Consider the following 25,950-nt stretch of genomic DNA (forward strand, 5'->3'; position numbering starts at 1 on the left):
CAAGGGGGCCTTTAACGCGAAACTATGTGTGCCAATCCTTGCAAGGATCACGCCAGAGGGGAAGGGGCCACGTGTTCGCCGTTTGCCAAGGCCGGATTGCCTGCTTCGCGGTTCGGCTTGGGGCTGTCCGTGTTCCGTTTGAGCGTTACATGGGTGCTCATGTTTCGCGCTTTTGCCCTTTTGCTGCTCTCCACCGCGTCCGCAATGGCCTGGGAGGTTGTGCCCGGAGATATCTGCGAGATTCGCCATACGCAGGACAGTGCAGTGGTGAGCGTCACCTATGACCTTCAAAGCCTGGATTATGCCATTGCTATAACGCTCGACGAGCCTTGGATTGCAAGCTCGGTGTTCGCTTTGCGGTTTGATGGACCAGCCAGCAATATGATCAGCACCAATCGGCACATACTCTCCGATGACGACGCGACCCTCACCGTGACGGACCGTGGGTTTGGCAATGTTCTTAATGGGCTGGCGTTCAACGAAACAGCCACGGCTCTGTTGGGCGAGCAGTCCGTCGTGCTGTTGCTTGATGGCGCGGCCCCTGCGGTGCAGGCGTTTCAGGCCTGCACGCGCAGCTTACGGGTCTAGTGACCAGGTCTACCAGCTCTACTCATTCCAGAGCTGCGTTTGCGGATAGAATTGTGACCAGGCAAACCAGAAGGCTTGGTGGCTCGACAGGTCACCACCATCGGCGTCGACCGCGCGGATGCCACCAGCATCAAGCTCCAGCCGGATGTTCTCCACCTCGATCTCATCGCCTGAAAGCAAGGCTGCCATCGCGCCAGCGCGTTCAAAGGCCCAAGGCGTGCCAGATGCTGAGATTACGCCGATCACGTCTTCATGGATGGGCAGACGTGGGTCCACATCGCCCACCGGGAAGATTGGGCCATCGGCATCGCGACCGTTGCGGAAATCGGGGTTGCGACCAAGGGCATAACGCTCTTCCAGAACAGTGGTTTGGGGGTGCGCCTCTTTCCATGCGCCCCAGGTGGTGGTGACAACGCTGGCTTGTTCCAGCCGTACGCCACGTTCGGCCAATGGGCCGGTGACAGCGTCACCACGGAAAGTGTCAAAGATGGAGTCGGTGACCAGATCGTACGTCACCTTGTTGGAGCGGATCAGCAGACCTGATGTGCGCAAAATCGGTCGTTCCACACCTTCTGGCAGCCGGTCGGTGAAGTAGGCTTGGGCCGCACCGCAGAGGGTGCAGTATGGAATGCCAAGGTCGCGTCCGCCGAGCGTGTCATTGACCATCTCCCGCACTTCCATGATCTGACGCGGGTAAGCACGGTATTCGCCATTCACTTCGATGCCGAAGACGACGTCATCATCGGCCGGCCAGGTGGCGTCGGCGGCGGCCACGACTTCTGGATTGTCGGCAGCGGGGATGCATCGGCACGGATCATCGGTTGCATCATGAGGGCGTGAATCGATGAGCACACCGCCCCAGGACACAAGCCGCCAGTCGATATCGCCCTCGATCATCAGATCTTCCCAACCGGGTACGATGCTGGTGAAAACTGCGCGTTTGTATTCCAGGTAGCCTGGTATGGCCGGGACATCCCAGGCGATCAGATGGTCGGTCAGTTCACCCCAGAAGGTGTTGGTTTCCAACTCGATATCCAGCAGGCTTGCAGCGGCTTCAGCTAGGTCGCGGTGGAAGAACGCGTTGAGGGTGAAGCGCATCATGTCGGTGATGACCCAAGCAGCGCGCGGGTCTCCCGCTTCAACCACTTGTTCCAAAGCTTCTACTTCGTCCGAACCCCAGCGACGCGTATCGAAAAAGTCGATGAACAGGGTGCGCAGCGCGGCTTCCAACTCCGGCGACACAGGGCCATCGGGAATGGCTGGCGGTTCACCAAATTGCTCGATGGCGTGGTCGGAGATTGTGGCGTTGGCAGCACCCGCCTCTTGTGCGGCGAGTGACGTTGCTTGGAGCGAGACACCAGCGACAAAGAGCGGTGCAAGGATCCATCGGTTGAGCGCGCGCAGAGCCTTCATCATCAAACCTTTCACAACAGAAACGTTGGAAAGGCTTAGCATGGGCGCCGGGCGGGCAGACTTCACCACGGATCACGATTTGGTAGGGTGGTTTGTGAAGACGCGGTGGCTAACTCCCGCGGTAGGTGGAGTACCCGTAGGGCGAGAGCAGAAGCGGCACATGGTAGTGATCGTCCTCGCTCATGCCGAAGCGAATGGGCACGTGATCGAGAAACAGCGGCTCTTCTTTCACCAGCCCATGGGCGCGCAGATAGTCACCAGCAAAAAAGATCAGCTCATACTGGCCGGTTTCAAAAGCTTCTTTGGGAAGGATCGGCTCATTGGTGCGGCCATCGGCGTTTGTGATGGCTTCGGCGATCTTATGTTGGCCCTCTGCTGTCACTTTGTAGAGCCAGATGCGAATGCCCTCAGCCGGCACGCCGCGCGCTGTGTCGAGCACGTGCGTTGTCAAAAAACCATTTGTGGTGGGGTCCTGTGCGCTTGCCATGCTGGCCCGTCTCCTGCTTCAGTTTGTTAAAGGCAGGACTGCACCGGTTTACCGCGTTTGGCAAACCGGTTGGTATCCTTGCCTGCCTAAAGTGTATGCAAGAGCCTGCCCAAGGTCTGAGAATGGTCAGCCAATAAACGGCTCAGTTGGAGTACCCCTATGACGCCTCCCCGTTATCCCCGCGACATGATTGGCTACGGCGCCAACCCGCCGGACCCGCAATGGCCCGCAGTTGATGCTTCAGGTCCGGCCAAGATCGCGGTGCAGATCGTGCTCAACTACGAAGAAGGCGGGGAGAACGCGACAATCCACGGGGATGCAGGTTCTGAGGCGTTTCTGTCAGAGATCGTCGGAGCTGCGTCTTGGGAAGGGCAGCGCCACTGGAACATGGAGTCGATCTACGAGTATGGTGCGCGTGCCGGGTTTTGGCGGCTGCACCGGCTGTTTACCGGCATGGACGTTCCACTGACCGTCTACGGCGTTGCGACAGCGCTTGCCCGCTCGCCGGAGCAGGTGGAGGCGATGAAGACCGCCGATTGGGAGATCGCCAGCCACGGCTTGAAATGGATCGAGTACAAGGATTTCTCGCGCAAGGCGGAACGCAAGCACATGGACGAGGCGATTGCGCTCCATACTGAAGTGGTCGGCGAGCGCCCACGTGGTTGGTACACCGGGCGCAGTTCGATGCAGACGGTGGAGCTGGCAGCCGAAGAGGGTGGCTTTGCCTATGTTGCTGACAGCTACGCCGATGATCTGCCTTATTGGATCCAGGCCGGTGGTCGCGACCAATTGGTTGTGCCTTACACGCTGGACGCCAACGACATGCGCTTTGCCACGCCGCAAGGGTTCAACTCCGGTGATCAGTTCTTCGCCTATCTCACCGACAGTTTCGACGCGCTTTATGCTGAAGGTGAAGCGGGTGCACCAAAGATGATGTCCATTGGGCTCCACTGCCGTTTGGCTGGGCGGCCAGGACGGATCATGGCGCTGAAACGGTTCCTGGAACACGCCAAGGGCCATGAGGGTGTTTGGTTTGCACGCAGAATCGACATAGCTGACCACTGGACTGAGACACATCCGGCTTCGGAGTGGTCGTTCCAGAGGAACGGAACGACGAAGCCCTCATACATGAAAAAAGATGAGTTCATCGAGACCTTCGGCGGTGTCTTTGAGCATTCGCCTTGGGTTGCTAAGCGCGCCTACAAGCTGGAGCTTGGCTCGGCGCACGACACGGCCGCCGGGTTGCATAGCGCTCTGTGCCGCGCGTTTCGCGCCGCAAGCGAGGAGGAGCGGCTGGGCGTGCTGACCGCTCACCCGGATTTGGCAGGCAAGTTGGCGCAGGCCGAGCGGCTGACCGAAGCCTCCACCGCCGAGCAGGCCTCTGCTGGCCTTGATGCGCTGACCGATGATGAGCGCCGAACCTTTGAGCGGCTCAATGAAAGCTACACCGGGCGCTTCGGCTTTCCGTTCATCATCGCGGTGAAGGACAACACCAAAGCATCGATCCTTTCGGCGTTTGAACGTCGCCTCGACAATGACCGGGACACAGAGTTTGCCGAAGCCTGCGCGCAAGTGGAGCGCATTGCTCGGCTGCGCCTGGACGCCATGTGGAGTGATCAATGAGCTACCCCACGGATCTTGGCGGTCTGCCACCGCAAAGTGCGTTGATGACGGGTCGGGCGATCTTCACCGATGCTTATGCCGTAATCCCGAAGGGCGTGATGCGCGATATCGTGACCAGCCCTTTGCCGAACTGGGAAAAAGCCCGTAGCTGGACCATCGCCAGGCCGCTTTCAGGCTTTGCCGAAACGTTTGCTCATCTCATCATGGAGGTCGGGCCTGGCGGTGGGTCGCAAAAGCCCGAGCCAGAACTCCCTGGCAGAAGGCGTGGTGTTCGTGGTCGGTGGCGCGTTGCGGCTCACGGTCGAGGCGGGGGCGGCTAAGGCCAATCTTGGGTTCACGGCCAATCAATCGAGCGGGTTCGATGGTATCGATCAGGTGCTCGAAGCTGGCGGCTATGCCTATCTGCCCGCGGGAAGCAGTTGGTCTGTTGCCAATGAAGGCCAAGAACCGGCCACCTTCCATTGGATTCGCAAGGCTTATGAGGCCGTTGATGGGATCGACGCGCCGAAGCCATTCGTGACCAGCGATCAGGAGCAACCTATCAACTGGATGCCGGACACAGAGGAGCGTTGGGGCACCACGCGCTTTGTCGATCCCGATGATCTGGCGCACGACATGCACGTCAACATCGTGACGTTTGAGCCCGGCGGCACCATCCCGTTTGAAGAGACCCACGTTATGGAGCATGGGCTCTACGTGCTGGAGGGCAAGGCTGTCTACAAGCTCAACCAGGACTGGGTGGAGGTGGAAGCCGGTGACTTTATGTGGCTGCGCGCCTTCTGCCCGCAGGCCTGTTACGCCGGTGGGCCAGGGCGCTTTCGCTACCTGCTTTACAAGGACATGAACCGGCTGCCGCGCCTGGGTCGTCCAGGTTCCTTTTTGCGATGAGCCGCATCATCGCTCAGCCGCTCACTGCCGAAGCGTTCGCGCCGTTTGGCGATGTGCTGTCGGTGGATGGCGACCCGGACAGACTGATCAATCAGGGCCTTTGCGGGCGCTATCATGATCGAGCCAGGTTGGATTTTGGGCCGGACGGCAAGGCGGGCATCAGCCTCTTCAAAGCGCAGCTGCGGTCGCTGCCCTATACACTCGACATGATGGAGCGGCACCCGGAGGGGTCACAGGCGTTTCTGCCGATGGACACGCATCCGTTTCTGGTGATTGTCGCTCACGATGATGGCGGGAAACCCGGTACACCGAAGGCGTTTCTCACCCACACCGGCGAGGGCGTGAACTACCATCGCAGTGTCTGGCACGGTGTGTTGACCCCGCTTGCGGGCAATGGCCTGTTTGCCGTGGTGGACCGGATCGGTGAGACGCCCAACCTAGAAGAGCATTGGTTTGATACGCCCTATCAGGTGGTGGGGCAGGCGATTTGACAGCTCAATCGGCTTGATGATAGCTCGGTTTTGTTTTCGGCGTTGAGCGCGGCAGGCCCCAAAAGGCGACTTTGAGGGATGCAACCGCGGCGCTAGCCCCGGAAATCAGGTTCTAAGGATATCCGGGGTTTCACAAACCGGAGAAGCCTTATGAAAACCATCATCGAACCCTTCCGCATCAAGTCCGTTGAACCGATCCGCATGACCACGCGGGCCGAGCGCGAAGAGAAACTGCGTGCGGCCAAGTTCAACCTGTTTGCCCTCAAATCCGAGGATGTGATCATCGACTTGCTGACCGATAGCGGCACTGGCGCGATGAGCGCGCAGCAATGGTCCGCTGTCATGCAAGGCGATGAAAGCTATGCAGGTTCGCCCTCGTTCGAGCGTTTCAAACGCGCCGTTACCAATCTGATGCCCTTCAAGCACATCATCCCAACCCATCAGGGCCGAGCGGCGGAGGCGATTTTGATGTCGATCTTCGGCGGCGCTGGACGAACCATTCCGTCCAACACGCATTTCGACACCACGCGCGGGAACATTGAGGCGAGCGGCGCCGAGGCCCATGACCTCAACATCGCCGAAGGACGCGACAGCCAATCGCTGCATCCCTTCAAGGGCAATATGGATCTGCAGGCGCTGGATGCGTTTTTGGCCGAGCATGGCGATGCGGTGCCGGTGGTGATGATCACCATCACCAACAATGCCGGCGGTGGTCAGCCTGTGAGCCTAAAGAACATTCGCGCCACAGCGGCGCTTGCGCACAAGTACCACAAGCCCTTCATCATCGATGGCTGTCGGTTCGCCGAGAATGCTTGGTTCATCAAGCAGCGCGAAGATGGTCAGCAGAACCGCTCCATCCAGGACATTGTGCGCGACTGTTTCAGCGTGGCTGATGGCATGACGATGAGCGCGAAAAAAGATGCTTTTGGCAACATCGGCGGCTGGTTGGCACTCAATGATGATGATCTTGCTGAACAGGCCCGTGTGAAGCTCATTCAGACGGAAGGCTTTCCCACCTATGGCGGCTTGGCAGGCCGTGATCTGGATGCTCTGGCCCAGGGGCTGGCTGAGATCGTCGATGAGAGCTACTTGCAATACCGCATTCGCACCAACGCCTATATCGTGGAGCGGCTGGATGCGATGGGCATTCCTGTGGTGAAGCCCGCCGGTGGGCATGCGGTCTTCATCGATGCCAAGCGCTGGTTGCCCGCTATGGACCCGCTGCATTTTCCGGCTCACGCTGTGGCCTGCAAGCTCTATGAGATTGGCGGTATCCGTGCCTGCGAGATCGGCAGTGTGATGTTTGGGCGCCAACCGGATGGGTCAGAAAAACCTGCCGCGATGGAACTGGTGCGGCTTGCCTTTCCTCGGCGTACCTACACCCAGTCGCACGCTGACTACATTGTTGAAGCTTTCGAACAGTTGCAGGTTGAGGTCGACACGTTGCGCGGGTTTGCCATTACACAAGAGCCCAAACAGATGCGGCATTTCACCTGCCAGTTTGCGCCTCTTGATGCCTCTGGTGACAGGGCAGCGGCCTAGGCGGCCCTTCAGACTTGACCAGGTCGATTGTCTTGCCGACGATGGACCTGGTTTGTCGACCAAACAAAAAGAGGGCATGGCCAGGCAAAACCTGGCCATGGCGCATCAGAGATGTCGGAAAAGATCGCCGTCGAAAACGTCAATGTGCCAGGGCACGTCACCAATGTGGACGCCGCCAAATATCACGCGATGAAAGAAGCTTTGCTTGCCGTGCTGCCAACTGAAGAGCCGGGCATGGTGGTGAAAGACGCTCTGGCGGCACTGAAACCCAATCTGCCAGACGATCTGTTTCCTGAAGGCAAAACATCGGGCTGGTGGCAGAAATGCGTGCAGCTTGATCTTGAAGCCAAGGGCTTGGTGAAGCGCCTTCCCACCAAGCCGATGCGGATTATGAAAACGAACTAGCTCGCTGATGCTTCGCGGGCCTTGGCAAAGACCGCATCGATCATTGCTTGTGTGCCGCGCGCATCCTCCAAGGTCCAGGGATAGGGCTCGCCGGTGCGCACCGACCGGCTGAAAGTTTCAACCTGATCAACATAATGGTTGGCGGCGGCGAAGCGCTCGGTCGTGACCGATGCGCCATGGCCATTGCCGATGTTGCGATGCAGCTCAACCAAAGCTGGGCCGTAGAGATTGGCATTGAAGGGTGCGGTCAGCCGGATAACGCCTTCTTCGCCCATAAATGTCATCTCTTGAAACGGATGCATGCGCATTGAGTTCACCCAATGCGCAGTAAAGCCATCAAAGCGGGCTGAGACCCGTGCCAAAACGTCTACGCCATTTTCAAAATCGACATCCGCATGGGTGATGGAAAGGGGCTCCTGCCCTGTGACCCAGCGTGTCGCGCCATAGGTGTAGACGCCAATATCTGGGATGCCGCCGCCGCCGGACTCTGGGCGGTTTCGAATGTTGTCCGGGTCAGCGGCATTGTCATAGCTGAAGAGCCCGTCCACATGGATGAGCTTGCCGATGGCACCATCGCGATACAGCTCGCGTGCCCGTTGCCATTGGGCGTGGTGAACAATCATGTAGGCTTCGCTCGCCAACAAACCTGACGCGTCCCTGGCGGAGATCAGATCATCGATCTCTACCGCGCTCATCGCGATGGGCTTTTCGGTCAGCACATGTTTGCCAGCGGCCAGGGCTTTCTTCGTCCATCCCACATGCAGATGGTTGGGCAGTGGAATGTAGACGGCCTCAATATCTGGGTCTGCCAGCAGTGCGTCATAGCTTTCGTGGATGCGTAGGCCGGGATTGAAAGCGGTGAACCCGGCTGCTTTTTCCGCGCTGGAGGTCGCAAGCGCGGCAAAGTCCGCGCCCTCGGCGGCGTGGATCGCGCGCGCCATTTGCTCGCGTGCGAAATTGGCAGCACCCAGCACGCCCCAACGGACAGGTTCACTCATCGTCATCTCCCGGCTGATTGTTGTTTCGTCCGGTGTAGCGGAAAGTGTCCTGGTCTTGATAGCCCTTGGCACCATCGGCCAGGAAACACGCCAGGCGCTATCGCGCGCCCGGCGGTGACTACGTCGTTGCTAGCTGAGGGCTGATTTCAGTGGCACACCAGCCACATAGGTCTCGGTGATCATGCGGTTGTCGGCAAGCGTTTGGAGGAGGAACAGCTCTTCCTCCAACGTTTCCACGCGCTCCATCTTCAACGCTGAGGCTGGCATGGCCGAGGCGTTGAGCACGACGATGTCGGCATCGCTGCCAGCGTCGAGCGTGCCGATCTTTGCCTCCATGCCAAGAGCTTGCGCGTTGCCCAAGGTCATGGCGAAGAAGGTTTGCAGCGGATGCATGCGGTCACCTTGCAGCTGAGCGACCTTGTAGCCAACATCCATGGTGCGCAGCATGGAATAGCTGGTGCCACCGCCAATATCGGTCGCATAGCCGATGCGCACGCCTTCTTCTTGCAAGACTTTGTGGGGAAAGAGACCGGAGCCGAGAAAGAGGTTGGATGTTGGGCACGATACCGCCACAGCTCCAGCTTCGGCCATGGCAGCGCGCTCGCGCGGTTTCAAGTGGATGCAATGACCATAGAGCGCGCGGTCATTAAACAGGCCGAAGCGCTCGTAAACAGCGGTATAGTCTTCATCTTCAGGATAAAGCTCAGCAACGCGGGCAATCTCGCCATCATTTTCGGACAGATGCGATTGAATCAGGCAGGTTGGATGCTCACGCGCGAGCGTGCCTGCTGCTTCCAACTGCTCCGGTGTTGAGGTGATCGCAAAGCGCGGTGTGATGGCGTAGGTCGCTCGCCCTTTGCCGTGCCAGCGCTCGATCAGTGCTTTGGTGTCATCATAGCTGGACTGAGCCGTGTCGGTCAGCGCATCTGGTGCTTCACGGTCCATCATCACCTTACCACCGGCCATGGCCATGTTGCGTTTGGCTGCGGCGGTGAAAAAGGCATCAGCACTGTTGGCATGCACCGAGCAAAAGGCGACCGCCGTGGTGGTGCCGTAGCGGATCAGCTCGTTCATAAAGAGATCGGCAATGCGCTCAGCATGCGCCTCATCGGTAAAGCGCTGCTCTTCGATGAAGGTGTAACGGTTCAACCATTCCAGCAGACTGCCGGCATAGGAACCCACAACCTGCATTTGCGGATAGTGGATGTGCGGGTCGATAAAGCCTGGCACAATCAGGTTCGGGCGATGATCAATGATCTCTGCGTTTGGGTGAGCCATTGTCAGGGCGTCGAACGGCCCGTGCGCAATGATTTTGCCATCTTCAATGAGGACGGCGCCATCGGTGTGATAGCTGTAGGCCCGGTGGTCCTCACCATTGATGGGGCGGCGGTGAAAGGTGAGCGTGCGCCCGCGCAGCAACGTGCTCATGCTGGCACCTCCGCGTTTGCGCTACGGGTTGGCTGTTCCGTCTCGCCAGCTTCAGCATACACGCCGACTGCCTGCATCACCTCGGCGGCAACCATCGCAGCGATGACGGCCGGGCGTTTGTCGGTCAGTTTGGAGGCGCCGATGGGCATGGTGAGTTGATCCAGACCATCTCGATGGCCCGTTTCTTTTTCAAACCACCGGGTGAAGGTGGCGCGTTTGGTCGCCGACCCGATCATGCCGATGTAAGCAACATCATTGGCTGTGCGGCTGCGGTCTAAAGCTTCGCGGGTGAGAAGAAAATCAAGCGAGTGGTCATGCGTCAGCATGATGAAGGCGCTGCCAGAGGATGCAGCGCGAATGTGTGTTTCGGGCAACGGGGTCAAATCCTGATCAATGGCTGATCCGGCCAGAGCGAGTTCATCCTCGCGGCTGTCGATCAGCAAGCTGTTCACAGGCAAGGGCAAAAGCGCGTGGGCCAATGCTCTGCCCACATGACCTGCACCGAAGATGTAAACGGAAGGTTGATTTTGCTTAGCCGTCTCAACGTGTGACGTTACGGCCTGGGCCATGTCTGGTCTTAGCCTAGCCAAAAGTAGGGTGATGTGACCGCCGCAGCATTGGCCGATCTCCGGGCCAAGCGGCACGGATAGGCTGGTTTGGTTGTCTTGATGTGTCGGTTGCTGGGAGAGCATGCGGCGTGCCGCATCGATGGCCATATATTCCAACTGGCCGCCACCAATGGTGCCCAAAACATCGCTTGATGATACCAGCATCTGCGTGCCAGCGATGCGCGGTGTTGAACCTTTGGCGTCGCTAACCGTAACCAGCACACAGGGCGTGTTGCGCGCGAAACGCTCAATCTCATCAGGGTGGGCGACATCCAGCATGAAGGCCTTTCGGGGCGCGTTCTACGTCCGCCCCCGCAATCGCTCCACCGCCATCAAAATACGTTCAGGTGTGCATGGCGTGTCAAGGCAGGGACATGCCGCATAGTTACCGACACTGGCCACAGCCATTGAGAGCGCTTCGACCACGCTCGCGGCCAGCATAAAGGGCGGCTCGCCAACGGCTTTGGACCGGCGAATGGTGCGCTCTTTGTTGACTGACCAGCTGACGAGCTTGGTGTTGAACGTGGCGGGCCGGTCGGACGCCAGCGGGATCTTGTAGGTAGAGGGCGCGTGGGTGCGCAGTTGGCCCTTGTCATCCCACCAGAGCTCCTCGGTGGTGAGCCACCCCATGCCTTGGATGAATGCGCCTTCGACTTGACCGATATCGATGGCCGGGTTCAGCGATTTGCCGACATCGTGCAGCAGATCAGTGCGATCAACATGATACTCGCCGGTGAGCGTGTCGATGGAGACTTCTGATACCGCCGCTCCATAAGCAAAGTAGAAAAACGGGTTGCCTTGCCCGGTGTCACGATTCCAGTGAATGCCCGGGGTTTTGTAGAAGCCAGCCGCTGAGAGGTGGATGCGCTTCATATAGGCCTGGTCCACCAGGTCAGGGAACGGGATGCGCTGATTGCCGACCCGCACCACATTGGCTTCAAACACCACCTGTTCCTTGGTGACCTGATACTCTTCGCAAGCAAAGTCGATCAGCCGGTCTTTGATTTGGTTCGCCGCGTTATCGGCGGCCATGCCGTTGAGGTCCGAGCCTGAGGAGGCCGCCGTGGCGGAGGTGTTCGGCACTTTCTCCGTGGTGGTGGCGGTGATTTTTACCTTATCCAGATCGATCTGGAACGTGTCGGCGACCACCTGCGCGACCTTGGTGTTGAGCCCTTGGCCCATCTCCGTGCCGCCATGGTTCAGATGCACCGACCCATCGCGGTAGACATGCACCAGCGCGCCCGCCTGATTGTACCAGGTGGCGGTGAAGGATATGCCGAACTTTACCGGTGTCAGTGCGATGCCCTTTTTGATGATCGGGTTCGTTTCGTTGAAGGCCAAAATGGCTTCGCGGCGTGCCTGGTAGTTGCAAGTTTCTTCCAGCTCATCGACGACGCGGTGGATGATGTTGTCGGTGACCTTCTGATGGTAAGGCGTCACCGAACGGGCGTTCTCCTCGCCTTCGCGGTCGTAGAAATTGATCCGCCGGATTTCCAGTGGGTCTTTGCCCAGCTTGTAGGCGATCTCCTCTACAATACGCTCGCCGACAATCAGCCCTTGTGGGCCGCCAAAACCTCTGAATGCGGTGTTGGAGACGGTGTTGGTTTTCAGCGGTTCTGATTGCAGCAGAACGTGCGGGTAGTAGTAGCAATTGTCGGCATGAAAGAGCGCACGGTCAGTTACTGGCCCTGACAGATCAGCGGAGAATCCACAGCGGGCAGCAAAGGTGCCGGAGACAGCCTCGATGCGGCCCTCATCATCATAGCCAACATCATAATCGACCACGAAATCATGCCGCTTGCCGGTGGTGATCATGTCATCGTCGCGGTCGGGCCGGATTTTCACCGCTTTGCCGAACTTCTTGGCTGCCACAGCTGCGACGGCTGCAAACTGGTTGCTCTGCGTTTCTTTGCCACCAAAGCCGCCCCCCATGCGGCGTACATTCACGGTGACCGCTGCTGATGGCACGCCGAGAACATGGGCGACCATGTGCTGCACTTCGGATGGGTGCTGGGTGGAGGAATAGACGGTCATATCGTCGTCCTCGCCTGGGATGGCGAGCGCGATATGGCCTTCCAAATACATATGATCCTGGCCGCCAATCTCGTAGCGGCCCTGCAGGCGGTTGGTGGCAGCTTCCAGCGCCGAGGCTGCATTGCCGCGCTTCAACGTCAGCGGCTTGGTGACATTGGGGTAGTCCGCTTCGCGTGCCTCATCAACCGAGCGGGCGAAAGGGCGCTCGCCATATTCGACCTTGGCTTTTTGGGCAGCGGCGCGGGCGAACTCGCGGCTGGTTGCAACGACCGCAAACATGGCCTGGCCAAAAAAATGCACCTCACCATCGGCCAGCACCGGTTCATCGTGCAGATGGGTCGGCGAAATATCGTTGGAGGCTGGCATATCGCGACTGGTGAGCACGCCCACCACACCGGGTGAGGACCGCACGGCAGAGAGGTCCATGGCCTCAATCGTGCCGTTGGCGCAGGTGGATAGTCCCAGATAGGCGTGCAGCGTGCTGGCGGGCGTTTCGATGTCGTCGGTGTAGACCGCCTGACCCGTCACATGCTTGTGGCCGGAATCATGCTTGGTCGGCTGGTGCACGCCGCCTTTGATGGCGACGAGGTCGCTCACATGCTCGTTCATGCCGCGACCTCACGCGTCAAGCGCACCGGATGATCCTGTTTGGCGTGCTCCAGATAGAAGCGGGTGAGAAGATTTTCTGCGGCTTTCAAGCGATAATCTGCTGTTGCCCGCCAATCGGTAAGTGGCTGATAATCTTTAGAAAACTCAACTTTCGCAGCGTCGGTGGTGCCTTGCTTCCAAGGTTTGCCGATGAGGGCGTGTTCAACATGTTTGGCGCGTGCCGGCGTGCCAGCCATTCCGCCAAAGGCTATGCGGGCTGAAGATACCGTTCCGCTGGTCACGATGAGCGAGAAAGCGCCGCAGAGCGCAGAAATGTCTTCATCGCGGCGCTTGGAAATCTTGTAAACGGCGTTCAACGAGTCGTCTTTTGGTTTGGGAAGCGTCAGGCTTTCGACAAATTCGTCGGGACGGCGATCCTGCTTGCCGTAGGTCAGGAAAAAATCCTCAAGCGGGAGCGTGCGGGCCCCGGATTTGGAGCGCAGAGCCAGTGTTGCGCCAAGCGCGATGAAGGCCGGTGGCGTGTCGCCGATGGGCGAGCCGTTGGCGATGTTGCCGCCGAGCGTGCCCATGTTGCGCACCTGTTCGCCGCCAATGCGCCACCAAAGTTCTTCCATGTGCGGGAAATGCTCTTGCAGCACGGGCACGAAAGCTGAGTAGCTGACGCCTGCGCCGATGGTCACGGCGTCATCGGTTGTGGTCACGCTTTGCAGGTCGTTTATGCCACCTACAAAGATCACCGGTGAAATGGCGCGATGATCCTTGTTGACCCAAAGTCCGACATCGGTCGCGCCGGCCACGATGGTGGCGTCATGGTGTTCGGCGAGAAGGTCAGCAAGATGGTCTGGGGTTTGCGGGATGAAAAACCTTTCGGGGCCCGCCTCGCTTGTTGCGCTGACATCCACCAAGCTCTCATCGGCCCAGGCGGTCAGTTGCTCGGTGATGCGCTCGCGTTGGGTCATCAGCACGTCTTCTGCGACCGATCCGTAGGTTGAGATCGCCTTGGCCGCTTTGATGATGGGCTCATAGCCCGTGCAACGGCAGAGGTTGCCCTGCAGGGCCGTTTCGATCTGCGTTTCGGTCGGGTTAGGTCTCTCCATCCACAGCGCGTAAAGGCTCATCACAATGCCTGGCGTGCAAAAACCGCACTGGGAGCCATGAAAATCGACCATGGCCTGCTGCACCGGGTGCAGCGCGCCGCCTTGTGCCAGGCTTTCCACCGTCACCACATGGCAACCATCCAGCGACCCCAGAAAGCGGATGCAGGCGTTGAGGCTTTGATAGGCCAAGCCATTGGGCCCAAGTCGTCCCACCAGCACCGTGCAAGCGCCGCAATCACCCTCGTTGCAGCCCTCTTTGGTGCCGGTCAGTCCACGTTCCAACCGCAGAAAGTCGAGCAGCGTTGTGGTGGCGCGAACATCATCGCGCTCGACCAGCTGATCGTTGAGCAGAAAGCGGATGGATTTGCGAATTGCCATGAAACCTCAAGGATATGCGTCGAACCGGCTGACATATAAGGCTATTGGCATGCAAACGCGCAATCCATAGGCGTGCGAAAAGTTTGGGCGGCTTTTGCCTGTTTGGCACGCGTTCCGCCTTTCGCGAATGCCAAACGCTATGGCACTTCTCGGCGATTGTTTTGCATTCGCCTGCCGTGCCGCGGTTGGGCGGTACGCCCAGAGCAAATAAAGGTGGTGACCCCGACTGGATTCGAACCAGTGGCCCCCAGATTAGGAATCTGGTGCTCTATCCAACTGAGCTACGGGGCCCACCATGAATGCTCTTATCGACTAAGTCTTATCAGCTTTTCAAGCGATAGCCGGTTTTGAAGATCCACCAGATGATGCCGATGCACACGGTGGTGAACGCAGCGATGGCCGCCAGTGACACGCCAATTGCCACATCAGCGGTGCCGAAGAAGCTCCAGCGAAATGCTGAAATCAAATAGACCACCGGGTTGAACAGCGAGACCGTCTGCCAAAAGGGCGGCAGCATGGTGATGGAATAGAAGCTGCCGCCTAAGAACACCAAAGGCGTGATGATCAGCAGCGGCACCAATTGCAGCTGTTCAAAGCTTTGCGCCCAGATGCCGATGATGAAGCCGAACAATGAGAAGGCGAAGCAGATCGTCACCAACAGCAGCGCCATGGCGATGGGATGCGCGATCTGGATATCGATGAAGAACGTCGCCGTAATCATGATGATGATGCCGATGATCAGCGACTTGGTGGCCGCTGCACCAACATAGCCCGCCACCACTTCCACCACGCCGACGGGCGCGGACAGCACCTCGTAGATCGAGCCGATGAACTTTGGAAAGTAGATGCCGAAGGCGGCGTTGGTGATGCCCTGCGTCATGACGGTCAGCATGATGAGGCCGGGCACGATGAAGGCGCCATAGCTGACCCCTTCCACTGACTCGATGCGACTGCCGATGGCTGCGCCGAACACCACGAAGTAGAGCGATGTCGACATCACCGGTGAGATGATTGATTGCAAAGCTGTGCGCAGGGCGCGGGCCATCTCATAGTGGAAGATGGCGATGATGGCGTGGATGTTGATCATGCCGCTTCTCCTGCACTGGCTGCGGTTGTCTGATCGGTATCGTGTTCCACCAGGCTCACGAAAATCTCTTCCAGAGAACTCTGCGCGGTGTGCAGATCACGCACCGATAACCCCGCGGCGTTTACATCACGTAGCAAGGCGCCAATGCCCGTGCGGTCCGCACGGGTGTCATAGGTGTAGGTGGCGCTGGTGCCGTCTTGGCTCATGACCAGATCATAGGCGGCAAGACTGTCTGGAACGGCGCTGAGTTGCTTGTCGAAATCAATCGTCAGGCTACGCTTGCCCATGCGTTCGATCAGTGCGGCCTTTTCGTCGACCAGCAAAATGCGACCCTTTGAGATAATCGCCACGCGATCGGCAATCGCTTCGGCTTCTTCAATGTAGTGGGTGGTCAAGATGATGGTGACACCGGTCTCTTTCAGGTCGGCAACCACGTCCCACATCTCCTTGCGCAACTCCACGTCCACACCGGCGGTGGGTTCGTCGAGAAACAGCACCTTTGGTTCGTGTGCCATCGCTTTGGCGATCAGCACGCGGCGCTTCATGCCCCCGGATAGTTCTTTGATCTGCGTGTCTTTTTTGTCCCAAAGGCTGAGTTTTTTAAGGATCTCTTCCATCAAGGCTGGGTTGCTAGGCATCCCAAAAAGTCCGCGTGAAAAGCGCACCGTGTTGAGCACGGTTTCAAAAGGCTCCAGCGTGATCTCCTGTGGCACCAGACCGATCATACGGCGGGTTTTGCCGGCCTCGCGAACAATGTCGTGTCCGCCGACCTTGATCGAACCCCCTGTTGGCATGGTGATGCCGCAAATGGCAGAAATCAGAGTCGTCTTGCCAGCGCCGTTGGGGCCAAGCAGAGCCAAAATCTCACCCTTTTGGATGGTCAGGTCGACGTTCTTGAGGGCCTCAAATCCGCTCTTATAGGTTTTTTGCAGACCGGCGATGGCAATCATCGGGTCAGTTCGGGATGCGTCAGTCATGGGAGTCACGATCGTTGGGTGGTCTGCGGATGTAGGGTGTCATGCGCCTTTTGGGAACCTAGCACAGTCACGCTGCTGACATTGGTCCGTGTGTCGGGGCGTGCGCGGCAGGAAAACGGGCATGCTGAGAGTGGGTCGGAAACCAACTAATCCTCGAAGAACGTATTGGCTATTGCCGAAGTTGCCATGGACGATATGCAAATATGCATGATGAGACGACGATGGTCGGATCGTCGATAGGCATCGGCTCGATTAGGCTTGTCGCGTGGCAACGACTGCGAGTGAAACCGGCGAGGATGAGGGGATGAAGAGCAAGCCGTTTGGGCATCAGCGCATCACGCGCCGCCACTGGCTTCAAGCCGCTTGCCGCACAGGCCTGTCTTTGGGTGTCTCCTCGGCTGCCGCCATTGCGTGGCCTGATGGCCTTGCCTTCGCCCGGCAAAGTGAGTCAGGTGACCACCGCGCGTCGTTCGACGCTGCTGAATTGTCATCGCGAGCTTCCATGTCCCACGCCTTTTCTGAACCTGATTGGTCCACGCTCGATGAGGGTCCGCGTGTGCGGATCAAAGCCGTGGTTGATGGTGACACCGTGGAGCTGGAGCGTGGGCCAGACGTGCGCATGGTCGGCACACAGGCGCCGAAGCTGCCACTTGGCCGCGATCATGTGAGCGAATGGCCATTGGCACGCGATGCCAAGCGCCTGCTGGAGGAGCTTGTTGCGCAAGGCGGCGTTGATGCGCAGCTCTACTTTGGAGGGCGGCGAACCGACCGGCACAATCGCCATCTGGCCCATATCGTTTTGGACGATGCTCCTGGAGAGCCGCTTTGGTTGCAAGGTGCGATGGTGCTGGCAGGGCTTGCTCGGGTCTACACCTTTGCCGACAATCGTTCCCTTATTCCCGAGTTGATGCTGCGCGAGCATGTTGCGCGTGAACAACGTCGCGCGGTTTGGGACCATCCCTATTATGCAGTGCGCGATGCTCAACACACCCGTGATCTGTTGGAGCGCACCAACCATTTTGAACTTGTTGAGGGCGTTGTGCGCAATGTGGCGGCGCATCGCGGTCGCTGGTACCTTAATTTTGGCGAAACTTGGCGCGAAGATTTCACGATCACCATTGATCGGGAGCATGATCCGGTGTTTGAGGACAGCCTATTTGATCTTCATGCCCTGCAAGGCGCGCCGGTTCGGGTGCGTGGCTGGGTTGTTGAGGATGGCGGACCGATGATCCGTGTGGATCATCCTGAAGCCATAGAGCTGCTGACAACTGGCGGCTGACACCAGGATGTGCCAATCCGGCGTCCGCTGACGCCACCATTCACTGGGCTGCGTGAACCCGTTTTGTAAGGACCTTCTTTTCTTGCGCCTTTCTTTGATCGCACGTTTGGCAAGCACCGCGCTGGCGGCCATTCTTGTTGCCGCCTGCCTATCGGTGGACGGAGATGGCCCGCTTGTGCCGTTGACGGTGGACGGTGGAGAGCCCGGCCCGACAGCGACACTGGCCGCCGAAGAGGCGATTGGCGCGCGCGAGCATCCACGCATTCTCGATGCGTTTGGCGGTATCTATGAAGATCCTGAGCTGGAAACGCGGTTGGTCGCCATGTTGCGACAGGTCATCGCTGCATCGGATGAACCAGGGCGTGTCTATCGGCTGACATTGCTCGACTCAGCAAGCGTCAACGCGTTCGCGCTGCCAGGCGGCTATCTCTATGTGACGCGTGGTCTGTTGGCCCTGGCCAATGATGAGGCCGAAGTGGCAGCCGTCGTCGCGCATGAAATCGGCCATGTGACACGGCGTCATGCCATCGCCCGTGAGCAGGAGGTGCGGACGGCGGCGCTGATCGACCGAGTGCTGACGGATGTGCTCTCCGATCCGTCGGCTGCCCAAATGGCGGTGCTTGCCAACGGCGTGTCGCTGGCGCAATTCTCGCAAAATCAAGAGCTTGAGGCCGACGAGCTGGGCGTGCGCACGATTGGCCGCGCTGGCTATGACCCTTATGCGGCGGCGCGTTTCTTGGAAACCATGGCGCGGTTTAGCGCCTTGGATGCACTGCCTGGCAATGATGGCGTGCCGAGTTTTCTTTCCAGCCACCCCTCAACGCCCGCGCGCATTGAGGCTGCGGTGCGTCTGGCGCGTCAGTTCGGGGCGCCTGGAATCGGGGAAACTGAGCGCGACCGCTATCTTGCTGCGATTGACGGCATGGTGTTTGGCGAGCCAACCGACGAGGGCGTTGTTCGCGGTCGACGCTTCTTGCATCCGAGCCTTGGTATCGCGTTTGAAGCGCCACCCGGCTTCCGCTTGGACAACACGCCTCAAGCGGTGCTGGGCGCCCATGAGGATGGCCGTGCGCTGCGTTTTGACGGTGTGGAGCTACGCCGCGGGCAAAGCCTGGAAGAGTATCTGCAGTCAGGCTGGATCGACGGGCTTGATGCGGGCAGCATCGCTATCAACACCACCAATGGCTTGCGGGTCGCAACTGCGAACGCGGCTGCCGGTGGTTGGGTGTTCAAGGTGGCGGTGATCGTGGTGCAGGACCGCGTCTATCGCTTCATCTTTGCCAACAATTCGCGCACGGACACCTTCACACAGGCGGCGGCGAGCGTGGTTGCCAGCTTCCGTCAAATGACAGCGGATGAACGTAATGGCATTGAGCCGCTTCGCATCGAGCTGGTGACGGTTGCGCGCGGGGACAGTGTTTCTTCTCTTGCCCGCCGTATGGAGTCTGGTGGCGATGCCGAAGCCCTGTTCCGTATTATCAATGCGCTTGGTCCGGGTGACCGTTTGCGGGCCGGTGACAAGGTGAAAGTGGTGGTGGAATAAGCGGACCGTCCGCTTTTATGGGCGGACCGTCTGCTCAAATATGCAGACGAAGAGCGGACTAACGGCGGACTGGTCCGCCTTTTCAGCAGACGGTCTGCTTGCCGTCTGCCCTTTCCGGTCAGGTTTTGGTCAGACGTAGGACCCTGCGCCTTGCTGGTCGAGAAGCGCCATTTTCAGTTTTTCCAGCGCGCGACTTTCCAGCTGGCGGACCCGCTCTTTGGAGATGCCGAGCGTCGCTCCCAAGGCTTCGAGGGTTGCGCCATCTTCGGCCAGCCGACGTTCGCGCACGATCTTCAGTTCGCGCTCATTGAGCACTTCAAGCGCCTTGGTGAGCCAGTGGTTGCGCCGTTCAGAATCAATCACGCCACCAACAAGTTCATCTTGGAGTGGTGCTTCGTCTGGCAAGAAGTCTTGACGGTCAGCGCTGCCGCCATCTTCCCCGTCGGAGATTGGAGCATTGAGCGAGGCGTCGGAGCCCGACAGTCGCACATCCATGGTCGCAACATCGTTGACGGAAACACCGATGGCTGCGGCAACTTCGCGATGCATTTCTGACGGTGAAACGGTGCCGTCCTGGGTGATGCGGGCGCGCAGGCGCCGCAAGTTGAAGAACAAAGCCTTTTGGGCCGAGGACGTGCCGCCACGTACAATCGACCAATTGCGCAGAATGAAGTCTTGGATCGAAGCGCGTATCCACCACGTCGCGTAGGTGGAGAAGCGAACCTCGCGGGCCGGTTCAAACCGAGCGGCTGCTTCGAGCAATCCCACATGCCCTTCCTGGATGAGATCACTCATCGGTAGGCCGAAATGGCGAAAGCGTGCAGCGATGGCAATGACCAGCCGCATATGGGCTTGAGTCAATTGATGGAGCGCATCTTGATCTTGTCGTTCTTTCCAAGAAACAGCCAGCGCATGTTCTTCATCGCGCTCAAGATAGGGGGCTTGCATCGCCTTTTTAACGAAGTCCCGCCGCGGGCCTGATCCATCGTTCATCGCACGTTCCCTCGCTGTGCGTTGGCTATGGCTGTTTGATCCTTGCCGTTTCGGACTAAATGGATCGAACTTATACCATAGAAGCATCTTAAGGATTCTTACGAAAGGTTAAACCCCTTAGATCACGAGGTGCTCGGAAAACGTGTGTTTTGCTTTTTCCTTGCGCTGAAAAACTCTCTTAACAGTTTGATTTTCAAATAGAATCAACGACAGACCACAAAAAAAGCCCGGCCGAGAAGGCCGGGCTTTGCGTGTCTTAAGACTGGCCGTTGGGCTCTCAGGCCGCCGCGCTTTGGTCCTCGGCATCACCATCTTCAGCCTCTTCAACCGCCTTCATGCGGCTCGGGCTTTTGGCCAATGTCTGTTCAATCAAACGAACAGCTTCGGTTTCGGTCATGCTGTTCACCGCAGCGATTTCGCGGGCCATGCGGTCAAGGGCAGCTTCATAAAGCTGGCGCTCAGAATAGGACTGCTCTGGCTGGCTTTCCGCACGGTAAAGGTCGCGCACAACTTCAGCGATCTGAATGAGGTCGCCAGAATTGATCTTGGCCTCATACTCTTGCGCACGGCGGGACCACATGGCGCGTTTCACACGGGCGCGGCCTTTGATCGTCTTCAGTGATTTCTCAACCAAGCCATCTTCGGCAAGCTTACGCATACCAACGCTTTCAACCTTGGCCACAGGCACGCGCAGGGTCATCTTATCCTTGTCAAAGGTGATGACGAAAAGTTCCAGCGTCAGGCCAGCAATCTCTTGCTTTTCGATGGCCACGATGCGGCCGACGCCATGAGACGGATACACGATCTGCTCATTGACTTTGAAACCCTGCTTCTGCGTCGTTTTCTTTGCGGTCGCCATACGCTGACAAACTCCTGTTGGGCCGGGCAGTGGGGAATGTCCCGACCAAGTGCATGCTCGGTGTGCATGCGATCTGGTTGTTGGCGTTTCCAGACAAACTCGCTCTCAAGCGCCTGTGCCACGGTGAGAGGCATCAGGGCGTATGCGATCAAACACAAACAGCCACCATCAGCGCCGGGCTTTTACGGCCGCGCTGGGCGGTTTGGTGGTTGAGCGGACTAACGAGAAAGAGGCGGCAAAAGGGTCCGGCCTGGTCGAGTTACCTTTGAAACGAAGACAGACCATACCTCAAAAAGCGGCAAAAATCAAACTCTTGCCACCTTATGGTTAATCGATGTTCATTTTTGCGAGCTGCGCAGCAGTGGCATTGTGGTTGCCCTTACGCCACTTTCCCACACGCTCTTACGGCCTGCGACGCGGCTCAGTCACCTTCGCCAGGCTCGGCTGAAAACAGCTCCAGCTTGCCGGATTTGCCGTCAAACTCCTCGGCCTCGGGCATCTGGTCCTTCTTCATGGTGATATTGGGCCACTCCGAGGCGTATTTGGTGTTCAGTGTCAGCCAAGATTCAAGGCCGGGTTCTGTGTCAGGCTTGATGGCGTCGGCGGGGCATTCAGGTTCGCACACGCCACAGTCGATGCATTCGTCTGGATGGATGACGAGCATGTTCTCACCCTCGTAGAAGCAATCCACGGGGCAGACCTCCACACAATCGGTGTACTTACATTTGATGCAGTTTTCCGTGACGATGTAGGTCATTTAGGGGGGCTCCGATCAACTTCATGTCCGGCACGTTTGACACGCGTGCCTGTCTTTCCAAATCGTTATCGACCCAGCCTTGTCAAGGCAGGGAAGAGACCAATGCGTAGCACCGCTTAGTCAATTTCTGGTGTGCTGCGTTTGAGCTTTTGTAGGCGGTCACGCTCGTGCTTGGTGGGGCGCCGTCCGGGGCTGGGAGCACGTCGGGTGGCGGCCATATCGCTCTCTTCCTTCGGCGGTGGAGGCGGGGTGAGGTCCTCGTACAGTGTTTGCGCTTCAGCCGCTGGTCCACGACGTGTGCCGCACGCCACCAGCTTGATGATTTTGACCGCGTCTATGCCCGTGCGCGGCAGGGCAACGGTGAGAACGTCGCCTGGACCAACGGCACGTTTGGCCTGATGCGTTTTTTCACCGTTCACGCGCACTTGGCCGTTTTCAATCATTTTGGCTGCCAGCGAGCGGCTTTTCACCAGACGTGAAAAGAACAGCCAGCGGTCAAGGCGCAGCTTCTCCGTGGCGCTGTCGTCGCTCGCGCTAGGAGTCGCCATCTTTGTTGTCGAGCAAGCCTGCCAGCGCTGCAAAAGGCGAATCTGGATCGGCTTGCCGCTCTTTCTTGGGCGGTGCGGCGGAGTAGGTGCGTGGGCCGGATGGCTTGCCGCCTTTGCCGTCGCGTCTGGGACCTTTGCCGCGTCTGTCGCCACGATCTGGGCGTTTGCCTTTGTCAGCTCTTTGACGCGGCCCACGTTGCTGACCATTTCCAGCCTCCTGACCCTCGCCATGGCCTGCGCCTTGGCGGCGACCACCAGGCCGACCCTGATGGCGGGGTCGGTTGGGCGCTGGACGCCAGATTTCAACAATGTGTTCGGTGGGCTGCTCTTCGTCTTCGGCCGTGCTTTGTTCCGACGCGCTTGCTTCAGACACGCTCGGCTGGGAAGCATCCGTTGCCTCGCTGGCGGACGCCTGCGATGGCGTGGCGTCGTCTGCGCTGTCGCTTGGCGGAGCTTCGGAGGGCGTTGTTGGCTCGGGTGTTTCTAACGATGGTGCAGCGTCGGTGGTTTCCACTTCGGCAGCTATGGGTTCATCGGCTGCTGGCTCAGTGGCGCTTGCCTCCGCTGTCGGCTCTGTGGGCGTAGCGGTGTCTGCCTTCGTCTCTGTTTCGGCCTCAGTCGCTTTGGCCACCACTGCTTCGGGGGCTGCCGGTTCGATAGGAACGGTCTTGCGTTCCATCTTGTAGCCGAGCGATTTCAACACTTCAGAGAAATCATCGCCCGCGCAGCCCAGCAGAGAAGTCATTTCAACGGTGACTGTGAAGCCTGCACCTTCGGCGGCCCCTTCAGGGGCTTCGCCTTCGGTTTGACCAACGCGAAATGACACCAGCGGACGGATCAGATCGGCCAGGCGCTCCAAGATATCGAAGCGGACGGCCCGGCGCCCGCAGACACGAAAACCGGCTATTGGATAAAGCCTTTTGTCGAAGCTCTCATCCACTGGAATCGAGGTGCGCCCGGATGCGTTGAGCTGCGGCAGCTCGCGCAACCCCGGTTGGTCCATGCCACCATTTTGCAGTGCCCACAGGGTTGCGAGCAGTCCCGCCGGTGCGGGCTTTAGGAGCTGTGGGACGAACAGTGCGTAGGCACCAAAGCGTACGCCATGCTTGCGAAGCGTGGCGCGGGCTTCCTGTTCCAGCGCTTTCACGTCGCCGGCGATTTCCCGTCGATCAATGGCGCCCAGCTCTTCGGCCAAGCGGAAGCCGATGCCACGGGCGATACCCTCTAGGCCATCACCTTCGCGCAAGGCGAGCAGGCTGCCCAGATGCTTTTCAATCTGGTCGGTCAGCCACTTGGAGAGCCGTGTATCGACAATCTCGCGGGCGCCGCCGGTAAGCTGTTCGTCGGCCAGCAGAATGATCTTGGGCTTCAAGATATCATCGGAGGCTGACAGCTTGGCGACCACTTCGCCTGTCCATCGGATGGCGCCTTCGCCATCGAGCACAAAGGCCGCATCATCAGCCAGTGATAGCTTTTCAGCCCGGCGTTGGATTTCCGCCGCCAACGCCTTTTGTGCTGCGGTCCGTACCGCTTTACCATCCAGGTCCTCCGCCGTGGTGTCCGGCGTAAACCTAAACCCTGCCAGCCAACCCACATGTTGGCCTTCAACTTGAACGTCGCCATCGCTGGCGATCATCGCCTCAAGCATTACCTTCTCCCTCAAGCGTCGCATAAGCACGCTGGTGCGTCGGTCCACAAACCTTTGTGTCAGCTTTTCATGAAGCGCATCCGACAGCGCGTCCTCTAGCGCGCGCGTGCGCTCCTGCCAATGCGTCGGATCATCGAGCCATGCATTTCGGTTTGCGACAAAGGTCCAAGTGCGGACCTGCGCGATGCGCGCTGACAGCGCATCAATGTCCCCGTCTACCCGGTCGGAGTTCTTCAGCTGGGCGTCCATCCAATCGTCCGGCACGGTGCCCCGATCGGCGATGTGAGCGAACAGTTGGCCGACGATCTCAATATGCTGGGCAGGTGCGATCTTACGGTAGTCGGGAAGCTGGCAAGCATCCCAGAGCATTTCCACGCGCTCGCGGCTGGTGGCACGTTCACGCAATGCCTTGTCGCGCAGCACGCCATCCAGCGTGTCGGCGTCTTCTTGCGGTAGGGCCCGGGTTAAGAGGTCGTGGCCTGGAATATCGTCCAGGCTGTCGCGTAGCGCTTCAATGGAGGCGAAATCGAGATCGGCGTTGCGCCATTGCAGACGTTTGACCGGCTCGAACGCGTGCGTTTCGAGCTTCTCAACCAGATAATCGTCCAGCGGTTCGGTGCGACCTGTTACGCCGAACGTGCCATCGCGTGTGTGGCGTCCGGCGCGTCCTGATATCTGACCCATCTCAGCGGCGGTGAGTTCGCGATAGTCAAAGCCGTCAAACTTGTGCCGTCCGGCAAAAGCAACGTGATCGACATCGAGGTTGAGGCCCATGCCAATGGCGTCGGTTGCGACCAGGAAATCCACATCGCCGTTTTGGTATATATCCACTTGCGCGTTGCGGGTGCGCGGGGAGAGTGCGCCGAGCACCACAGCAGCGCCGCCGCGCTGACGGCGGATCAACTCGGCGATGGAGTAGACATCATTGGCTGAGAAGGCGACGACGGCTGTGCGGCGTGGCTGGCGGGTGATTTTTTTGGAACCCGCATAGGTGATCAGCGACATGCGCGGGCGCTGGATGATGGTCACGCCCGGCAGCAGGCTCGCCAGCAGGCCACGGATCGTGCCTGCTCCCAGCAGCATGGTTTCCAGCTTCCCGCGGACATTCAAAATGCGGTCGGTGAAAACGTGGCCGCGCTCAAGGTTGGCGGCCATTTGCACTTCGTCAACGGCGACGAAATCGACATCCAGGTCACGCGGCATCGCCTCCACCGTGGAGACCCAGTAGCGCGGCTCCATCGGGATGATTTTTTCCTCGCCCGTCACCAGCGCGACTTTGTCTTCACCGGCGCGGGCGCAGAGTTTCAGATACACCTCACGCGCGAGCAGGCGCAGCGGCAGCCCGATGAGCCCGGTTTGGTGGGTCATCATGCGCTCGATCGCCATGTAGGTTTTGCCGGTGTTGGTGGGGCCGAGAATGGCGGTCACACCAGCGCCGGGCGCCTTGGAGCGTGCGGTGTAGGGCATGGAGGGGAAAGGGCCTTAGCGCAGGAAGAATGGGGTAGGTGTTAACCTAAGGAACGTGCCCAGAACAAGGCGTGTCCGAATCGGCGGTTGGAGCGGTTTTCAGGGTCTGTTCACGCCAGATATGGTGCGTTGGGTGCTTATCGACCACCAGGCGGGCGGCGAAATCAGATGAAGACCTGCAACGACGTTAGCAAAGTTGTTTC

The 25,950-nt window shown here is 59.0% G+C and carries 21 protein-coding genes, 1 tRNA gene and 1 pseudogene; 8 read left to right on the forward strand and 15 right to left on the reverse strand.

Translation table 11 applies throughout. The annotated features are described in order from the left end of the window. Positions 1-129: 129 nt before the first annotated feature. Positions 130-588 (forward strand): hypothetical protein, encoded by a 459-nt coding sequence (locus ABWH92_RS05365; RefSeq protein ID WP_375572839.1) that lies wholly within the window; start codon positions 130-132, stop codon positions 586-588. An 18-nt stretch (positions 589-606) separates the two neighbouring features. On the opposite strand, the gene ABWH92_RS05370 is transcribed toward ABWH92_RS05365, so the two are convergent. Continuing rightward, complete coding sequence (locus ABWH92_RS05370; protein ID WP_375572841.1) at positions 607-2,004, reverse strand: DUF3179 domain-containing (seleno)protein; 1,398 nt, start codon at positions 2,002-2,004, stop codon at positions 607-609. 106 nt (positions 2,005-2,110) lie between these two features. Beyond that, entirely contained in the window at positions 2,111-2,488 is a 378-nt protein-coding gene (uraH, locus tag ABWH92_RS05375) for a hydroxyisourate hydrolase (RefSeq protein ID WP_375572843.1), read from the reverse strand. Positions 2,489-2,647: 159 nt separating this feature from the next. On the opposite strand from uraH, the gene puuE reads away from it, so the two are divergent. The 5 genes and pseudogenes from puuE to ABWH92_RS05400 all read left to right on the forward strand — a co-directional run bounded on the left by puuE (position 2,648) and on the right by ABWH92_RS05400 (position 7,437). Continuing rightward, positions 2,648-4,111: an allantoinase PuuE gene (puuE, locus tag ABWH92_RS05380; protein WP_375572845.1), complete on the forward strand. Its 1,464-nt coding sequence runs from the start codon at positions 2,648-2,650 to the stop codon at positions 4,109-4,111. Then, positions 4,108-4,999 (forward strand): annotated as a pseudogene (locus ABWH92_RS05385) (bifunctional allantoicase/(S)-ureidoglycine aminohydrolase). Before puuE ends, ABWH92_RS05385 begins: the two are co-directional and overlap by 4 nt. Further along, complete coding sequence (locus ABWH92_RS05390) at positions 4,996-5,490, forward strand: ureidoglycolate lyase (RefSeq protein WP_375572847.1); 495 nt, start codon at positions 4,996-4,998, stop codon at positions 5,488-5,490. Before ABWH92_RS05385 ends, ABWH92_RS05390 begins: the two are co-directional and overlap by 4 nt. A 150-nt stretch (positions 5,491-5,640) precedes the next feature. After that, positions 5,641-7,032, forward strand: a complete 1,392-nt coding sequence (locus tag ABWH92_RS05395) for a tryptophanase (RefSeq protein ID WP_375572849.1) — start codon at positions 5,641-5,643, stop codon at positions 7,030-7,032. A 111-nt stretch (positions 7,033-7,143) separates the two neighbouring features. Further along, positions 7,144-7,437, forward strand: coding sequence for a DUF6958 family protein (locus ABWH92_RS05400; protein WP_375572851.1), 294 nt, complete (start codon positions 7,144-7,146; stop codon positions 7,435-7,437). On the opposite strand, the gene ABWH92_RS05405 is transcribed toward ABWH92_RS05400, so the two are convergent. The 8 genes from ABWH92_RS05405 to ABWH92_RS05440 all read right to left on the reverse strand — a co-directional run bounded on the left by ABWH92_RS05405 (position 7,434) and on the right by ABWH92_RS05440 (position 16,653). Beyond that, positions 7,434-8,435: a Gfo/Idh/MocA family protein gene (locus ABWH92_RS05405; RefSeq protein WP_375572853.1), complete on the reverse strand. Its 1,002-nt coding sequence runs from the start codon at positions 8,433-8,435 to the stop codon at positions 7,434-7,436. The genes ABWH92_RS05400 and ABWH92_RS05405 overlap by 4 nt on opposite strands. A gap of 129 nt (positions 8,436-8,564) precedes the next feature. Then, entirely contained in the window at positions 8,565-9,863 is a 1,299-nt protein-coding gene (gene guaD, locus ABWH92_RS05410) for a guanine deaminase (protein ID WP_375572855.1), read from the reverse strand. Next, positions 9,860-10,750 carry a xanthine dehydrogenase accessory protein XdhC gene (gene xdhC / locus ABWH92_RS05415; RefSeq protein ID WP_375572857.1) on the reverse strand — a complete coding sequence of 297 codons (891 nt, stop codon included), beginning with the start codon at positions 10,748-10,750 and terminating at the stop codon, positions 9,860-9,862. The genes guaD and xdhC overlap by 4 nt, the downstream gene beginning before the upstream one ends. Before the next feature lie 21 nt (positions 10,751-10,771). After that, a complete protein-coding gene (gene xdhB / locus ABWH92_RS05420) occupies positions 10,772-13,114 on the reverse strand; it encodes a xanthine dehydrogenase molybdopterin binding subunit (protein ID WP_375572859.1) in 2,343 nt (780 codons plus the stop codon). Continuing rightward, complete coding sequence (gene xdhA, locus ABWH92_RS05425; protein WP_375572861.1) at positions 13,111-14,589, reverse strand: xanthine dehydrogenase small subunit; 1,479 nt, start codon at positions 14,587-14,589, stop codon at positions 13,111-13,113. The genes xdhB and xdhA overlap by 4 nt, the downstream gene beginning before the upstream one ends. 214 nt (positions 14,590-14,803) lie before the next feature. After that, positions 14,804-14,880 (reverse strand) — tRNA-Arg (locus tag ABWH92_RS05430). Positions 14,881-14,911: 31 nt separating this feature from the next. Then, complete coding sequence (locus tag ABWH92_RS05435; RefSeq protein WP_375574197.1) at positions 14,912-15,673, reverse strand: ABC transporter permease; 762 nt, start codon at positions 15,671-15,673, stop codon at positions 14,912-14,914. After that, entirely contained in the window at positions 15,673-16,653 is a 981-nt protein-coding gene (locus ABWH92_RS05440; protein WP_375572863.1) for an ABC transporter ATP-binding protein, read from the reverse strand. Before ABWH92_RS05440 ends, ABWH92_RS05435 begins: the two co-directional genes overlap by 1 nt. Before the next feature lie 265 nt (positions 16,654-16,918). Between ABWH92_RS05440 and ABWH92_RS05445 the strand changes: the two genes are divergently transcribed. Both ABWH92_RS05445 and ABWH92_RS05450 read left to right on the forward strand, forming a co-directional pair. Continuing rightward, the gene (locus tag ABWH92_RS05445) at positions 16,919-17,932 is read left to right on the forward strand and encodes a thermonuclease family protein (protein ID WP_375572865.1); all 1,014 of its coding nucleotides are present in this window, start codon (positions 16,919-16,921) and stop codon (positions 17,930-17,932) included. An 82-nt stretch (positions 17,933-18,014) separates the two neighbouring features. After that, a complete protein-coding gene (locus ABWH92_RS05450; RefSeq protein ID WP_375572867.1) occupies positions 18,015-19,475 on the forward strand; it encodes a M48 family metalloprotease in 1,461 nt (486 codons plus the stop codon). Positions 19,476-19,604: 129 nt separating this feature from the next. On the opposite strand, the gene ABWH92_RS05455 is transcribed toward ABWH92_RS05450, so the two are convergent. From ABWH92_RS05455 to ABWH92_RS05475, 5 genes are all read right to left on the reverse strand, one after another. Then, a complete protein-coding gene (locus tag ABWH92_RS05455; RefSeq protein WP_375572869.1) occupies positions 19,605-20,468 on the reverse strand; it encodes an RNA polymerase factor sigma-32 in 864 nt (287 codons plus the stop codon). A gap of 277 nt (positions 20,469-20,745) precedes the next feature. Then, complete coding sequence (locus ABWH92_RS05460; protein ID WP_375572871.1) at positions 20,746-21,327, reverse strand: CarD family transcriptional regulator; 582 nt, start codon at positions 21,325-21,327, stop codon at positions 20,746-20,748. Between the two features lie 421 nt (positions 21,328-21,748). Next, on the reverse strand, positions 21,749-22,084 hold the full coding sequence (fdxA, locus tag ABWH92_RS05465) for a ferredoxin FdxA (RefSeq protein WP_375572873.1): 336 nt from the start codon (positions 22,082-22,084) through the stop codon (positions 21,749-21,751). A gap of 116 nt (positions 22,085-22,200) precedes the next feature. Beyond that, positions 22,201-22,632 (reverse strand): RNA-binding S4 domain-containing protein, encoded by a 432-nt coding sequence (locus ABWH92_RS05470; RefSeq protein ID WP_375572875.1) that lies wholly within the window; start codon positions 22,630-22,632, stop codon positions 22,201-22,203. Then, positions 22,619-25,747 carry a helicase-related protein gene (locus ABWH92_RS05475; RefSeq protein WP_375572877.1) on the reverse strand — a complete coding sequence of 1,043 codons (3,129 nt, stop codon included), beginning with the start codon at positions 25,745-25,747 and terminating at the stop codon, positions 22,619-22,621. Before ABWH92_RS05475 ends, ABWH92_RS05470 begins: the two co-directional genes overlap by 14 nt. Positions 25,748-25,950 lie beyond the last annotated feature (203 nt).

Origin of the sequence: Ahrensia marina, assembly GCF_042140245.1 — a bacterium.
Lineage (GTDB): Bacteria > Pseudomonadota > Alphaproteobacteria > Rhizobiales > MH13 > MH13.